Below are 14,267 nucleotides of genomic sequence, written 5' to 3'. Positions count from 1 at the left end.
GTCAAGCTGCCTTGTCGAACGTTGGCCGCGTCGGCTCCTTTGCATGGGGTTGTTTCCCATGTTTTGATAGTGCGCGCCTGCGGCGGCCGCATGCGGGCGGCTGAAGCGGCACGGCGATGCCTCAACGGCCGGTCCAGGTCGGCTTGCGCTTCTCGCCGAAAGCCTTGAGGCCTTCCTTGGCGTCCTCGGTCATCGCGAGCAGCGCGATCTGGCTTTCGGTGTAGGCGATGCTTTCATCGAACGACATCGAGGCGATCGCGCGCATCGCGTATTTGCCGCGCCGGATCGCGGTCGGCGACTTGTCGACGATGCGGCCGATCAGCCAATCGACCTTGGCGTCGAGCTCGGCCGCCGGCACCACGTAGTTGAGCAGGCCCGCGGCCTGGGCAGCCCTAGCGTCGAACGGCTCGCCGGTCAGCGCCCATTCGTTGATCAGACGCGCGGGCGCGATCGACTGCAGCAGGCTCAGCACCTGCATCGGAAACACGCCGACCTTCACCTCGGGCAGGCCGAAGATCACGCCATCGGCGGCGACCGCCATGTCGGTCATGCACAACAGGCCCATGCCGCCGGCCATGCAGACGCCGCCGACCCGCGCGATCGCGGGTTTTGTGGCGCTCTGCGACAGCCGCAACAGGTCGGCGTAGTCGACATTGGGCCGCGAGAAATCCATCGAGAACGCCGCGCCGCTGTTCTGCAGATCGGCACCGGCGCAGAACGCCTTGTCGCCGGCGCCGGTCAGCACGATGACGCGCACGTCCTTGTCGTCATGCGCCTCGCGATAGCCCTTCGCGATGCCGGCGATCACGCCGGCATTGAGCGCGTTGCGCTTGTCCGGGCGGTTGATGGTGATCCAGAAGGCCTGCCCGCGCTTTTCCAAGAGAACGCTGTTGTCGGTCATGTTTCCTGCCTGTTTGTGCCTGTGTGCTGTTGTCAGCCCACATTTGCGGCAGGATCGGCGCCGACTGCAAGCACGATTCAGGCGCCCGCAGACGCCTTCCTGATCCAGACCTTGTTGTCGTGGAACGCGGCACCGCCGAGCGGTGCGACGGCCTCCGCCCCGGTCAGCATGTTGATGCCGCGGCCGCCGATATGGGCCTTGTTCGGATGGATCGACTCGGCGATCAGCACGCCGCGGCGCACGCCATCGAACAGCTTTGCGGTCAGCGTGGTCTCGCCGCGCATGTTGCCGAGCGTGACGGCCTCGCCGTCGGCGATCGACAGCGCGACCGCATCGTCGGGATGGATCATCACGGTCGGCGCGCCCTCGCGGGCCTGCGACGACGGTGTTTCGTTGAAGCTGGTGTTGAGGAAGCTGCGCGAGGGCGACGTCGCCAGCCGGAACGGATGCTGCGCGTCCGCCTCCTCGATGATGGTCCAGTGGTCGGGCAGCGAGGGCATCTTGTCCCATGCGCCCAGCAGCCCGCCGGTTCCGACCGGCACCTTGCCCCAATCCACCTTGAAGTGGAACTTCTTGTCGGCGTGGGCAAAGCCGTCGAGATAGTGCGAGGTGCGGAAATCGGGTTGCAGGTCGCGCCACAGCTCGGCCTCGAGCGTCGCGATATCGCCATGCCCGCTCTTTTGCAGCGTCGCGTCGATCAATTCGCGCGCCGTCATGTCGAAGCCGGGATGCACGGCGTTGAGACGGCGGCCGAGCCCCTGCAGCACCTCGTGGTTGGAACGGCACTCGCCCGGCGGATCGATCAGCTTCGGGCCGACCGAGATGTGCTGATGACCGCCGCCGTAATAGAGGTCGTCGTGCTCCATGAACATCGTCGCCGGCAGCACGATATCGGCCATCCGCGCCGTCTCGGTCATGAACTGCTCGTGCACCGCGACGAACAGATCCTCGCGGGCAAAGCCCTGGCGCACCAGCGCCTGCTCGGGCGCCACCGTCATCGGATTGGTGTTCTGGATCAGCATCGCCTTGACCGGCCCGCCGCCCTTCAACGCTTCGGCATCGCCGGTCAGGATCCGGCCGATCTGTGACTGATCGAGCACCCGCGTCGAGGGATCGATCGCGTCGTGGCCCTCGATGATCGACTCGTCGAAGCGCCAGATCCCGGCATTGTTGAAGAACGCACCGCCGCCCTCATATTGCCAGGCACCGGTGACCGCGGGAATGCACAGCGCCGCGTGCATCTGCGCGGCGCCGTTACGGCTGCGGGTGAAGCCGTAGCCAAGACGGAAGAACGAGCGCTGGGTCTGTCCGACCAGCCGCGCGAATGCCTCGATCTCCTCGACCGGCACGCCCGAGATCGCCGAGGCCCATTCCGGCGTCCGGGTCTTCAGATGTGCTTCCAACTCGTCGGGGCAATCGGTGTAGCGTGCAAGGTACTCGCGATCGGCAAATCCCTCACGGAACAGCACATGCATCACAGCGCAGGCGAAGGCGCCGTCGGTCCCCGGCCGCAGCAGGATCTTGATGTCGGCCTGCTTCATGGTCTCGTTGTTGTAGACGTCGACCGCCGCGATCTTGGCGCCGCGCTCCTTCCGCGCGCGCGAGGCATGCGTCATCACGTTGACCTGGGTGTTCACCGGATTGGTGCCCCAGATCACGATGAGATCGGACACGCCCATCTCGCGCGGGTCGACGCCGGCGATCTTGCCGGTCCCGGCGGCAAAGCCGATGCGCGCGATGGTTGCGCAGATCGTGCCGTAGAAGCGCGAATACTTCTTCACATGCGACAGTCGGTTGAGGCCGTCGCGCATCACGAGCCCCATCGTGCCGGCGTAGTAGTAGGGCCAGACCGATTCGGCGCCGAACTCCCGCTCGGCGGCGTTGAAGCGCGCCGCGATCTCGTCCAGCGCCTCGTCCCAGGAAATCCGCGCGAACTGGCCGGAGCCCTTCGGCCCGGTCCGGCGCATCGGATATATCAGCCGTTCGGCATGATGGATCCGCTCGGCGTAGCGTGCGACCTTGGCGCAGACCACGCCGGCTGTATAGCTCTGCTGCTTGGAGCCGCGGACCCTGCCGATCGAGCGGCCCTCGATGACTTCGACGTCGAGCGCACATGCCGACGGGCAGTCGTGCGGGCAGGTGGAATGGCGGATGTCGACCTTGGCATGCTGGTTCATGCCAAATTGGTAACATCAAATATCGCCTCCGCCGAGGGGCATTATTGCCCAGTCCGGGCGAAAACCGGGCATGAGCCATGCGGCAGGCGCCGAGACCGGACTGCGATCCGCTCGCCCCGTCGGTCAAACGCGGAAGATGCGAGTGTAGTGCGACTTGATCGCGTCCCCTTCCCGCTCCACCGCGGCAGGATCATCCTTCATCGTCTTGATGTCCTTCAGCGGCTTGCGTCCGGCCTTCTCCGGGACCTGCGCGTGGACGGACCTGAGGCCGCCGATCTCGATGTTGAGCTGCTGCCCCTCGCGGCCGAGCGCGAAGGACTGGAACAGCCTGGCGGCATTCGGATGCGGACAGTCCTTGAAGACACCATTCGGGCCAACGATCAGCGGTGATCCCTCGGTGGCATAGACCGGCTCGACCGGGCGGCCCATCTCCTTCATCTGGAAGATGTTGTACTCGTTGCCGTCGGCCATGACAGCGCGCTCGCCGAGATCGAGCTTCTTCGGCGGATCGGTCGAGGACTGCACCTGCATGATGTTCTGCTTGGCGAGCTGCTCGAAGAAGCTCCAGCCGAGATCGCGCTGCATCTGGTAGGTCGCAGTCATGATGGTGCCGCTATAGCCGGGATGCCCCTTCACGATCTTGCCCTTCCATTTCGGATCGAGCAGATCGGCAAAGCTCTTCGGCGCCTCCTCGGCCTTCACGAGGCTGGTATTGTAGGCAATGATCGACAGCCAGACCCGGAAGCTTGCGAACTGACCGTCGGCATCGCGATGCTCCTCCGGATAGAATCGTGCGACCTCCTCCGGGACATAGGGCGCCAGAATGCCGTCCCGCTTCCACACGATGAAATGCGCGGCATCGGAGGAGTTGACGACGTCGACAGCGTGAATGTTGCTGGCATATTCCTGGCCGATCCGCTGGAACACACGCTCGGCGCCGGTGCGTTCGACGCGCACGGAGATCTCGGGATATTTCGCTTCGAACGCCCTCGCCAGCTTCTCGGCGACTGGCAGATCGGTCGAGGTGTAGTAGACGACCTGCCCCTCTTTCTTCGCCGCCGCGATCAATGTCGGCGTCACTGGTTCCGCGGGTGGCGCGGCGGCCATCACGCGGGTTGAAAAGGCGGCCCCTGCCAGCACGGCACCGGTGCCCTTCAGCATTTCGCGGCGCGACAGCCCAGGATGTTTCCTCATATGATTCCCGCACTCAGTGGCGAAGTTTAAGTACACCGTCCTCCCGCCCTCATTCCGATGCGCGAGAACGGAGTCTGTCGTCGACAGACGCTTCAGGTTGCAGCTAGACTTCTCGCCAAGAAACAAGACTAAAGTTGGGGGAAGCGATCAATGGCGGGCTTTCGGTGCGCCTTGGTGTTTGTCGCCGCGTTGCTGAGCATGTCTATCTCGAGCTCGCATGCGGATGCTGAAGACTACCCTGCGCGACCGGTCAGGATCATCGTTCCCTTCGGCCCCGGCGGACCGGCAGATGTCGTGGCGCGACAGATCGGCAACATCCTGCAGGAAGGCCTCGGCCAGCCCTTCGTGGTCGAGAACCGCACCGGCGCCGGCGGCGTGATCGGCACGCTCGAGGTCGCGAAGGCGCCGGCCGACGGCTACACCCTGCTGACGATGTCGAATACCCAGACCGCGAATGAGTCGTTGGTGCCGCAGCGCAAATATGAGCTGATGCGCGACCTGACGCCGATCGCATCGCTGAACACGTCGGATCTCGTGATCGTGGTCCACCCCGCCGTGCCGGCGAAGACGCTGCAGGAATTCATCGCGCTGGCAAAGGCGCAGCCCGGAAAGCTGAACTATGCTTCGTCCGGCCAGGGCACGCCGTATCACATGGCCGGCGAATTGTTCAAAGCCATGGCCGGAATCGACACCGTGCACGTGCCCTATCGCAACAGTGGTGAAGCCCGCAGCGGCATCATCGGCGGCCAGGTCCAGATGATGATCGATGCCGTTCCCGCAATGGCGCCGAATGTCGCCGAAAACCAGGTGCGGGCGCTGGCAACGACCGGAAAGACTCGTTCAGCAGTGCTGTCGGGCGTTCCCACGGTGATCGAGGCTGGCGTTGCCGGATACGAGGCGACGATCTGGCTCGGCCTGATGGCGCCGGCACGGACACCGAAGCCGATCATCGACAAGCTGAACGCAGCCGTGAATGCAGCGATCAAGCGGCCGGACGTCGAGAACCTCTGGGCCGCGCAAGGCGCGGTGCCGATGCAAATGACGCCGGAGGCGTTCGACCAATTCCTGCGCGCCGATATCGTGAAGTGGGCAGACGTCGTCAAACGGTTCGACAAGAACCAATAGACGGACAACGGCAACGCCAATGGAACGGTACGCATGAAGACGTTGAACATCCTGAGCGGAGGCGCGGCGCAGGGCCTGGTGCGCAGCCTCGGACCAGCATTCGAAGCCGAAACCGGCTTCGTCGTTGGCGGCGATTTCGGCGCGGTCGGCGCCATGGCCGACAGACTGCGCGCCGGTGTTCCGACCGACATCGTCATCCTCACCGCGGCCCTGATCGCGACACTGGCCGATGAAGGGCTTGTCGTGCGGTCGTCGATCGCCGACATCGGCCGCGTCGAAACCGCGCTGGCGGTCCGCGCAGGCGATCCGCCGGCGCGCCCCGAGGATGCAGCCGGCCTGCGCACGGTGCTGCTCGATGCTGACGCGATCTTCGTGCCGGATATCAAGGCTTCAACCGCCGGCATTCACGTCGCCAAGGTGCTTGCACAACTCGACATCGCCGATGTCGTCGCCGATCGGCTAAAGATCTTTCCCAACGGCGCTACGGCGATGCGGCATCTGGCCGAGTCAAGCGACCGGCGGTCGATCGGCTGCACGCAAACCACCGAGATCATCAGTACCAGTGGCGTCGTGCTGTCGGCCACCTTGCCGCCGGGATGCGGGCTCGCGACCATGTACACCGCCGCCGTTGCGACGCAGGCGATGGCTGCATCGCAGGCGCAACGCCTGATCGCGCTGCTGACCTCGCCGGAGACGTCGAAGCTGCGCAATCAGGCTGGCTTCGTCTCCGGCTGACTCGGACTCGCCTTTCAGCGCGCCAGCTGCGTGAGGCCCGTTGGCGGTCCATCGACCGCGGTCCAGCCACCATCGACGAACAGCGTGCTGCCACTGACATAGCTCGCCGCATCGGAGGCGAGGTAAGCGACGGCGGTGGCGACCTCGTCGGCGCTGCTCCAGCGGTTGAACACGGTGTGGCCGGCATAGAGATTGTAGATATCGGGCCGCTGCTTGAATGGGCCGGTCAGCGCGGTCTCCGCGATGCTCGGCGCGATCGCGTTGACGCGGACGCCGGATCGCCCCACCTCGGATGCGAAGCCCTTCACCAGAAGACCGATCGCGGCCTTGGTCGAGCCATAGACCGCAAGCCCCGGCTCGATCGTCACCGCGCGCACCGAGGAGCAGGCGATCAGGCTGCCGCCCTGCTGCGCGACCATGATGCGGCCGAACGCCTGGAAGAACCAGACCGTGCCCTTGATGTTGAGATTGATGACGCGGTCGAGGTCCTCCTCGGTATAATCGATGATGGTCTTGCGGATGTTCAGCCCCGGCGTCGTCACCGCGATGTCGACGCGCTGAAATTCCGCCAGCGCCCTCGCCGCCAAGGCCTCGACGTCGGCACGATCGGCGGCATCGCAGGTAGCGGCCGAGGCCGATCCGCCCTGCGCGCGGATCGCAGCAGCCGCCGCATCGGCGCCTTCCTGTGTGCGATCGGCGCACAGCACGCGCGCGCCGAGCGACGCCAGCGCTTCAGCCGAGGATTTGCCAATACCAGAGGCGGCGCCCAACACCACGGCGGTCTTGCCGGTGAGATCAAACAGCTTGCGGTAGTCGGTCATGGGACCTCCCGAGACGCGAACGATGCGCGTTTGCCTTCGACGATGAGTTCATATACTAATATATCAATTCTGGGAGCAACAATGCCCGCGCGCTCGCCGAAAAAGCCGCAGCTCCGCAACATCGCCGGCCATAGGCGGACCGGCCGCCCGCGGACCGCGACGGCGGCCGCGCGGATCTATGCCGAGCTGCGAGCCGAGCTCGTCTCGTTGCAGCGCAAGCCGGGCGACCCGATCCTCGAGACCGAAATCGCTCGTTCCTATGGCGTGAGCCGGACACCGGTGCGGGAGGCCATCCTGCGGCTGTCGGACGAGGGCCTGGTCGAGATCTTCCCGCAATCCGGCATCTTCGTGTCGCGCATCCCGCTCGCCGCCCTGCCCGAGGCGATCATCGTCCGCAGGTCGCTGGAGGAAACCATGACGCGGATGGCGACAGAGCGCGCCAGCGCCAGCCAAATCCTCGGCCTGCACGCGATCCTCGAACGCCAACGCGAGGCCGACATGGCCGGAGATCGCGAGGCATTCCATCAGGCCGACGAGGCCTTTCACGCAGCCATCGCCGACGTCGCCGGGCATCCCGGCATCTGGAAGCTGATCCTGCAGGTCAAGGTCCACGTCGACCGCTTCCGACGCCTGACCCTGCCGCAACGCGGGCGGATGGCCGAGGTCATCGCGGAGCATGAGGCCGTCATGACCGCGATCGAGGCGCATGACGCGGTGCGCGCCGGCGCCGCAATGGTCACCCATCTCGAACGGCTGCTGGCCGACATCTCGGCTACCCGGCACAACAATCCGGAATTCTTCGATCAGCGAAGCGAGCCGGCATGACCGCGGCCGGAGACTCCGGCCAGGCAGTTTTGGAAGGAAACAACATGAACGCTACCGATCGAGCGCAGCACCGCGATGGCGGGCTCAACCGCCGCGAAGTGATCAAGATCGCAGCCGGCCTGGGCGCGGTCGCGGCGAGCCCGACCTTCGCGCAGTCGAAGGCCGTGTTCAAGGCGTCCGACGTCCAGCCGCCCGGCTACCCGACCGTGGTCGCGACGGAAAATCTCGGCAAGAAGCTCGCGGAAGCGACCAACGGCCGCCTGTCGGTGCAGATGTTCCCCTCGATGCAGCTCGGCGGCGAGAAGGAAACCATCGAGCAGACCCAGATCGGCGCGATCCAGATGCTGCGCGTCAGCGCGGGCTCGATCGGACCCATCGTCGACGACATCAACGTCGTCAACATGCCGTTCCTGTTCAAGAACATGGCGCATGCGGAGCGGATGATGGACGGCCCGATCGGCCAGGAGCTGCTGGACAAGATCACGGCGAGCCCAAACGCCGGCCTTGTCGCGCTGTGCTGGATGAACTCCGGAGCCCGCAGCCTCTACAACACCAAGCGCGCGATCAAGACGATCGCCGACATCAAGGGCCTCAAGTTCCGCGTCATAGGCAATCCGATCTTCATCGACATGATGAATGCGCTCGGCGGCAACGGAGTCGCGATGGGCTACGATCAGGTGTTCAGCGCGCTGCAGACCGGCGTCATCGACGGCGCCGAGAACAACCCTCCGAGCTACGTGTTCAGCAATCATTACACCGCAGCGAAGCACTTCTCACTCACTGAGCATTTGATCGTTCCCGAACTGCTGGTGTTCTCGAAGCGAGCCTGGTCTGCGCTGTCAGCCAATGACCAGACGCTGATCAAGAAGCTTGCCCGCGAGGCGCAGATGGAAGAGCGCGGCCTCTGGAACACCTATGAGCAGCAGGCGATGGACAAGGCGAAAGCCGCCGGGTGCGAGATCATCGAGATCGCCGACAAGACGCCATTCCAGAACGCGGTCAAGCCAGTGTGGGACAAATACGGCCCGAAATACCAGGACATGATCGGGCGTATCCAGTCGGCCTGACTCCACGTCACACAGGACATCGACATCTGACAGGACAAGGTCATGGCCGGATCATATCGCCGCGCGATGGACTATTTGTATCTCACCTGCGTCATCACGGGCTGTGCGGCGCTGGTGCTGATTTCAGCGGTCATCCCCTGGGCGGTGTTCACCCGGTATGTGCTGAACAGCGCCGCATCCTGGCCCGAACCGCTCGCGGTGTTGCTCACCATCGTCGTCACGTTCATCGGCGCGGCCGCGGGCTATCGGCTCAACCTGCACATGAACGTCGGATATTTCGCCGGCAAGCTGCCTGACCCGCTGCGCAACGTCGTGGATCTGGTCGTCCAGCTGCTGATGGGGCTCATCGCGCTGTTCATGATCATCTGGGGCGCCCGGCTCGTCGAGGTGACCTGGTACAACACGATCGCCGATTTCCCGTCGCTGTCGGTCGGTGTCACCTATCTTCCGATCCCGATCGGCGGCGGCTGCCTGCTGCTTTTCATCATCGAGCGGATTTTTCTGGGCGCACCGCCCGATCCGATCGGCCCGCATCGCGACGCATCGATCGACTGATCACGGGAAGCAACCATGGATATTTCCATCCTGCTCGCGACCATGTTGCTCTGTTTCCTGATCGGCATGCCGATCGCCTACTCGCTGGCGATGGCGGCGATCGTTGGCGCCTTGTGGATCGGCATTCCGCTGGAAGCGGTGATGCTGAAGATATCCGACGGCGTCAGCAAGGTCGCGATGCTTACGATTCCGTTCTTCGTGCTGGCCGGCGCGATCATGGCGGAGGGCGGCATGGCCCGGCGGCTGGTTGCGTTCGCCGACGTGCTGGTCGGGCTGACCCGGCTGCGTGGCGGCCTCTCGATCGTCAACGTGCTGGCGACGACATTCCTGAGCGGCATCTCGGGATCGGCGGTCGCCGACACATCCGCGATTGGCTCGGTGATGATCCCGCAGATGGAAGCGAACGGCTATCCACGGGTGTTCGCGACCAATCTGACGATCACTTCGTCGGTGCAGGCGCTGCTGGTGCCGCCGAGCCACAATGCGGTGCTCTATTCGCTTGCGACGGGCGGGACGATCTCGATCAGCGCCCTGTTCATGGCCGGCGTATTCCCGGGGCTGCTGCTCGGCTTCTCGCTGATCATCCTGTGCCTTGCGGTCGCCTATCGCGAGAAGCATCCGCATGGCCAGACCGTGCCGGCCAAGGATGCGATCCGGATCGCGATCGATGCGGGCTGGGGCCTCATCACCCTCGTCATCATCCTGGGCGGCATTCTCGGCGGCATCTTCACCGCCATCGAAGCCGGCGCCGTCGCCTGCATCTGGGCGTTCTTCGTCACCATGTTCATCTACCGCGACTATCGCTGGCGCGACTTGCCGGTGCTGCTGCATCGCACGCTCCGCACGGTCGCAATGGTGATGACGCTGATCGCCTGTGCCTCCAGCGTCGGCTACATCATGGCGCTGACCCAGATGCCGGCCAAGATGACCGCTTTCTTTCTGTCGATCTCAGACAACAAATACGTCATCCTGCTTCTGATCAACGTCCTGCTGCTGGTGCTCGGCACGCTCGTCGACATGGCGCCGTCGATCCTGATCGCGACGCCAATCCTGTTGCCGGTCATGAAGAATTTCGGCGTCGATCCGGTTCATTTCGGCATGATCATGCTGCTCAATCTCGGCATCGGCCTCTGCCACCCGCCGGTCGGCGCGATCCTCTTTGTCGGCTGTGCGGTCGGCAAGGTCACGATCGAGCAGGTCATGCGCAAGATCTGGCCGTTCTACGCGGTGATGTTCTTTGTCCTGATGTGCGTGACCTATCTCCCCGAAATCTCGCTATGGTTGCCCCGGCAGCTCCAGGTCCTGCACTGAGCGCGAGCGACATCTTGCACAAGCGCGGCAAACCCGTCAGCATTGCGCTGACATCATCGAAAAAGGCCGGGTCAAGCCGGTCTGAGCAGATCAACATTGCGCGGCACGCGCAGCGTGCGATCTTGCGACCGCTCGCCGGCATCCCTACGCTCCCCGCCCACAACAAAACGACAGGGAGGCGATCGTCATGAGCACAAGGCGGGATTTCCTGAAAGCGGGCACAGCGGCGGCGGCCGGCATCGTGTTCTGCGGCTGTGGGCTCGTCCACAACGCGAGCGCGCAGCAAGCGCGCCAGAAGTTGCCGGTCAGCGTCGGCGGCAAGCGCGTCAAGACCATCGACATTCATTCGCATTGCCACTTCCGCGAGGCGGGCGCCCTGCTCGGCGCCGACGCCGGAAAATATCAACTGCCGCCGGTCAACGGCGCCGCCGAGGCCTTCCTCGAGATCGACAAACGTCTCGCTGCGATGGATTCGCAGGCCGTCGACATGGAAGTGCTCTCGATCAATCCGTTCTGGTACGACCGCGATCGCGATCTAGCGGGCAAGATCGTGAAGATCCAGAACGAAAAGCTCGCCGAACTCTGCGCCTCGAAACCCGAGCGCTTCGCCGCCTTCGCCTCGCTGACGTTGCAGGCGCCGGACCTTGCGGTCCAGGAGCTCGAGACCGCGGTCAAGAAGCAGGGCCTGAAGGGTGCGGCGATCGGCGGTGTCGTCGACGGCGTGGAATTCTCCGATCCCAGGTTTCACCCGGTATGGGCCAAGGCCGAGGAACTCGGCGCTCCCCTGTTCATCCATCCGCAGGGCGTGCCCGAGCTCAACAAGCGGCTGTCAGGCAATGGCTGGCTCGGCAACACGATCGGCAATCCGCTCGAGACCACGATCGCACTCTCGCACCTGATCTTCGAGGGCACGCTCGACCGCTTCCCGAGATTGAAGATCATTGCCGCGCATGGCGGCGGCTATCTCCCGTCTTACGCCGATCGCTCGGACCATCCGTGCCTGGTCGGACCGAAGGGATGCAATCCGGAGATCAAGCTGCAGAAGGCGCCGACCGAATACCTCAAGCAGATCTATTTCGACTCGCTGATCTTCACGCCCGAGGCGATCCGACATCTCGCTGCCCAGGTTGGCGCCGGCCAGATCGTGCTGGGCAGCGACTATCCCTATCCGTGGCAACTGGCGCCGGTCGACCACATCTTCGCCTGCGCGTCGCTGAGCGACGACGACAAGGCCAACATTCTCGGCCGGACTGCGGCAAAGCTGCTCGGTGTTGCGGCGTGAGGTTTGAACCGTCGTCGTCGCGCCATGGCGCGCGACGACGGTGTCGACGATCAGTTGGCCCTCACCGTCCGCATCTGATTGCGCGGCTGAACCGTGGGCGCCAGCTCCGCGACGTTGGGCACCGGATCGGCGTAGACGGCCTCAGTTCCGGCGAACTCCGCTTGCGCCGCGTCCGATACCCATGTGACCGCCGAGGGGTGACTGACCAGCATCCCGATCAGTGCAACGATCACCAGTACCGGCAAAGCGATCAGCTTGAAGCTGAAGCTTTGGTAGTTGCGCTCCGGGTCCTGCCGTCGATTGTCGAACGAGCCCTGCATGGATTCCTCCACATTGCGGATGTGATCCACCGAGGGTTCACTTACCGCAGGGCACGCAAGACCGATGTGAATGGTTTCACAAGCTTTGTCGGGTTCACCGTTTCGTGAGACCCGGACGGGCCGAGCCGCCGCAGCGGCTATTCCCCGTCATCGGCCCCGGCGTCGACCAGCTCTTGCAGCGACTCGGGCTTCAGCACGACGATCGCACCATGCTCGAGCCTGACCCAGCCGCGGGTCGCCCAGGCGCGGAGCTGCTTGTTGATGCTCTCGCGGGTCATGCCGACCATCTCGCTGATCTCCTGCTGGGTGATCGAGATGGTGCGCCCCTGCGGCTTGTGCTTGTCGCTGAGACGCAGCAGCGCGCTCGCCAGACGGCCGGGCAAGTCCTGGAGGATCACCTGCTCGACCTGGTCGCTGGTCCAGCGCAACCGCGCGCACAGCAGCTCGATGAACTTCATCGCCAGTGTCGGCTGGCTGCGCACGAACGGAATGAACTCGCGCCGGTCGATGACGAACAGCTCGCAATTGGTGTTGGCGGTGGCGTCGGCGGTCCGCGACAAGCCGTCGAGCAGCGCGATCTCGCCGAAGATCTCTCCGGCCTCGATCAGGTTCAGAATCGCATTGCGGCCGTCCGGCGACGAGATGCTGATCTTCACCGTGCCCGAAATCACCGCAATCAGGCTGGTGCCGGGATCGCCCTTGGAGAAGATCGTCGTGCCGCGCTTCAGCGTGATGTGCTTGGCATAGCGACAGAGCTGATCGAATGCCTCGGGCTCGAGATCGGCGAAATAGGGATGCTTGCGCAGCACCGACAGCTTGTTGTTGGAAAACGACGGCGCACCGGCAGTTCGTTCTATGGGGAGCGCACCGGTCATATTGATCCAGACTGAATATGTTGCGCTCGATCGGTGCGCCAGCAGCGCGGGCACCGACGAGGCCATCGATCAATGAAAGTGGGACGACTATAACCCCGCCAGCGGCCTACAGCAACAAAAGGTCCGGGCCGGTGGCATCGGGATAGCGGGCATCCAAAGTACAATTTGGAATAAATATGTTCCTTTACAACGCTCAATTGCAGCCGGCGACCGCTGCTTGACGCCCCGTTCGAGCCGACTCACAGCAGCTTGCCGTCCGGCCCAAAGAACGGATGCGGCCCGTCAAACTGGCCGATCGGGAGCTGGTGCGTGACCAGCTGTCCGAAGTCCTGTCCGGGAAACCAAGTGTGCAGGTGAAAGGCAGCCGGTTCCACCTTGAACGACGGCTCCCGAAGCTGGCCAAGGTCCAGGTCGACCGCGTGGTTCGGCGCAGGGCATAGTGTCACGGGGAGCCCGGCAAAGGTCGTCAGCATGGCTCGGTGGACATGCCCGCAGCCGATCAACCGCACTCGCGGGTGACGCCTGACGATTTCCGCCAACGCGTCGGCATTGAAGAGATCCTGCCGGTCCATATGCCAGATGCCGCCCTTAAATGGCGGGTGATGCAGGAAAAGCAGCGCCGGCCGGCCGTCCCCGGTCGCCAACGCCGCATCCAGCCATTGCAGCGTGGACGCTTCCAGCATGCCGTGCGGCTTGCCGGCGACGCTTGAATCCAGCAGCAGAAGATCGAGCCCGTTGACCTCGATCTTCTGGTCGAGCGGACCCGCTGCGTGGACATAGCGCGCGGCTGGAAACGCGGCGCGCATCCACTCACGCGAGTCGTGATTGCCGGGAATTCCGGCAAACGGAACGCGCAGCGGCGCGAGCAAGCGCTTCAGATAGTCGTATTCCTCGACTGAGGGCGTGTCCACGAGGTCGCCGGAGATGACGACGAAATCGGGGGCCGGCGCAAATGCGTTGAGCGCAGCAATACAGCGTTCAAGCGCCTTCGCGGTATCGACCCGGCCATAGGCCAACGCTCCCGGCGGCTTGATGTGGAGGTCGGATATTTGCGCGATCAGGACTGGTTTCGACGGCAT

At 64.2% G+C, this 14,267-nt stretch carries 14 protein-coding genes; 7 read left to right on the top strand and 7 right to left on the bottom strand.

The genetic code is table 11. The features are described 5' to 3' along the window. Positions 1-121 precede the first annotated feature (121 nt). The 3 genes from ACVINW_RS24410 to ACVINW_RS24400 form a co-directional block, all read right to left on the bottom strand. The gene (locus ACVINW_RS24410) at positions 122-901 is read right to left on the bottom strand and encodes an enoyl-CoA hydratase/isomerase family protein (RefSeq protein WP_456753653.1); all 780 of its coding nucleotides are present in this window, start codon (positions 899-901) and stop codon (positions 122-124) included. Positions 902-978: 77 nt separating this feature from the next. Next, complete coding sequence (locus ACVINW_RS24405; RefSeq protein WP_456753652.1) at positions 979-3,078, bottom strand: molybdopterin oxidoreductase family protein; 2,100 nt, start codon at positions 3,076-3,078, stop codon at positions 979-981. A gap of 123 nt (positions 3,079-3,201) precedes the next feature. Continuing rightward, on the bottom strand, positions 3,202-4,272 hold the full coding sequence (locus ACVINW_RS24400; protein WP_456753651.1) for an extracellular solute-binding protein: 1,071 nt from the start codon (positions 4,270-4,272) through the stop codon (positions 3,202-3,204). Between the two features lie 198 nt (positions 4,273-4,470). Here ACVINW_RS24400 and ACVINW_RS24395 point away from each other — a divergent pair, with 198 nt between their 5' ends. After that, complete coding sequence (locus tag ACVINW_RS24395) at positions 4,471-5,397, top strand: tripartite tricarboxylate transporter substrate binding protein (RefSeq protein ID WP_456756488.1); 927 nt, start codon at positions 4,471-4,473, stop codon at positions 5,395-5,397. A 33-nt stretch (positions 5,398-5,430) separates the two neighbouring features. Beyond that, entirely contained in the window at positions 5,431-6,132 is a 702-nt protein-coding gene (locus tag ACVINW_RS24390; protein ID WP_456753650.1) for a molybdate ABC transporter substrate-binding protein, read from the top strand. 14 nt (positions 6,133-6,146) lie between these two features. Here ACVINW_RS24390 and ACVINW_RS24385 read toward each other — a convergent pair whose 3' ends face one another. After that, complete coding sequence (locus tag ACVINW_RS24385; protein WP_456753649.1) at positions 6,147-6,953, bottom strand: SDR family NAD(P)-dependent oxidoreductase; 807 nt, start codon at positions 6,951-6,953, stop codon at positions 6,147-6,149. 81 nt (positions 6,954-7,034) lie between these two features. On the opposite strand from ACVINW_RS24385, the gene ACVINW_RS24380 reads away from it, so the two are divergent. The 5 genes from ACVINW_RS24380 (at position 7,035) to ACVINW_RS24360 (ending at position 11,993) form a co-directional block, all read left to right on the top strand. Then, positions 7,035-7,778, top strand: coding sequence for a GntR family transcriptional regulator (locus ACVINW_RS24380; RefSeq protein ID WP_456753648.1), 744 nt, complete (start codon positions 7,035-7,037; stop codon positions 7,776-7,778). 44 nt (positions 7,779-7,822) lie between these two features. Further along, a complete protein-coding gene (locus tag ACVINW_RS24375; protein WP_456753647.1) occupies positions 7,823-8,845 on the top strand; it encodes a TRAP transporter substrate-binding protein in 1,023 nt (340 codons plus the stop codon). A 42-nt stretch (positions 8,846-8,887) separates the two neighbouring features. Beyond that, complete coding sequence (locus ACVINW_RS24370) at positions 8,888-9,400, top strand: TRAP transporter small permease (protein WP_456753646.1); 513 nt, start codon at positions 8,888-8,890, stop codon at positions 9,398-9,400. A gap of 15 nt (positions 9,401-9,415) precedes the next feature. Further along, complete coding sequence (locus ACVINW_RS24365; protein WP_456753645.1) at positions 9,416-10,711, top strand: TRAP transporter large permease; 1,296 nt, start codon at positions 9,416-9,418, stop codon at positions 10,709-10,711. A gap of 187 nt (positions 10,712-10,898) precedes the next feature. Next, positions 10,899-11,993, top strand: a complete 1,095-nt coding sequence (locus ACVINW_RS24360; RefSeq protein WP_456753644.1) for an amidohydrolase family protein — start codon at positions 10,899-10,901, stop codon at positions 11,991-11,993. Positions 11,994-12,043: 50 nt separating this feature from the next. On the opposite strand, the gene ACVINW_RS24355 is transcribed toward ACVINW_RS24360, so the two are convergent. From ACVINW_RS24355 to ACVINW_RS24345, 3 genes are all read right to left on the bottom strand, one after another. Further along, on the bottom strand, positions 12,044-12,313 hold the full coding sequence (locus ACVINW_RS24355) for a hypothetical protein (RefSeq protein WP_456753643.1): 270 nt from the start codon (positions 12,311-12,313) through the stop codon (positions 12,044-12,046). A gap of 137 nt (positions 12,314-12,450) precedes the next feature. After that, positions 12,451-13,188 (bottom strand): Crp/Fnr family transcriptional regulator, encoded by a 738-nt coding sequence (locus ACVINW_RS24350; RefSeq protein ID WP_456753642.1) that lies wholly within the window; start codon positions 13,186-13,188, stop codon positions 12,451-12,453. 239 nt (positions 13,189-13,427) lie between these two features. Continuing rightward, a complete protein-coding gene (locus tag ACVINW_RS24345; RefSeq protein WP_456753641.1) occupies positions 13,428-14,267 on the bottom strand; it encodes a phosphodiesterase in 840 nt (279 codons plus the stop codon).

Source organism: Bradyrhizobium sp. USDA 4461 (assembly GCF_054055655.1).
Note: the sequence above shows the minus strand (reverse complement) of the source record. Positions and strands in the feature narration are given on the sequence as shown.

Bases quoted from the DNA above. Each gene is read 5' to 3' on its own strand.
- ACVINW_RS24395 (WP_456756488.1), top strand. From the start codon at position 4,471: ATGTCTATCTCGAGCTCGCATGCGGATGCTGAAGACTACCCTGCGCGA.
- ACVINW_RS24405 (WP_456753652.1), bottom strand. From the start codon at position 3,078: ATGAACCAGCATGCCAAGGTCGACATCCGCCATTCCACCTGCCCGCAC.
- ACVINW_RS24350 (WP_456753642.1), bottom strand. From the start codon at position 13,188: ATGACCGGTGCGCTCCCCATAGAACGAACTGCCGGTGCGCCGTCGTTT.
- ACVINW_RS24410 (WP_456753653.1), bottom strand. From the start codon at position 901: ATGACCGACAACAGCGTTCTCTTGGAAAAGCGCGGGCAGGCCTTCTGG.
- ACVINW_RS24390 (WP_456753650.1), top strand. From the start codon at position 5,431: ATGAAGACGTTGAACATCCTGAGCGGAGGCGCGGCGCAGGGCCTGGTG.
- ACVINW_RS24385 (WP_456753649.1), bottom strand. From the start codon at position 6,953: ATGACCGACTACCGCAAGCTGTTTGATCTCACCGGCAAGACCGCCGTG.
- ACVINW_RS24365 (WP_456753645.1), top strand. From the start codon at position 9,416: ATGGATATTTCCATCCTGCTCGCGACCATGTTGCTCTGTTTCCTGATC.
- ACVINW_RS24360 (WP_456753644.1), top strand. From the start codon at position 10,899: ATGAGCACAAGGCGGGATTTCCTGAAAGCGGGCACAGCGGCGGCGGCC.
- ACVINW_RS24345 (WP_456753641.1), bottom strand. From the start codon at position 14,267: ATGCCGTCGAAACCAGTCCTGATCGCGCAAATATCCGACCTCCACATC.
- ACVINW_RS24355 (WP_456753643.1), bottom strand. From the start codon at position 12,313: ATGCAGGGCTCGTTCGACAATCGACGGCAGGACCCGGAGCGCAACTAC.
- ACVINW_RS24380 (WP_456753648.1), top strand. From the start codon at position 7,035: ATGCCCGCGCGCTCGCCGAAAAAGCCGCAGCTCCGCAACATCGCCGGC.
- ACVINW_RS24400 (WP_456753651.1), bottom strand. From the start codon at position 4,272: ATGAGGAAACATCCTGGGCTGTCGCGCCGCGAAATGCTGAAGGGCACC.
- ACVINW_RS24370 (WP_456753646.1), top strand. From the start codon at position 8,888: ATGGCCGGATCATATCGCCGCGCGATGGACTATTTGTATCTCACCTGC.
- ACVINW_RS24375 (WP_456753647.1), top strand. From the start codon at position 7,823: ATGAACGCTACCGATCGAGCGCAGCACCGCGATGGCGGGCTCAACCGC.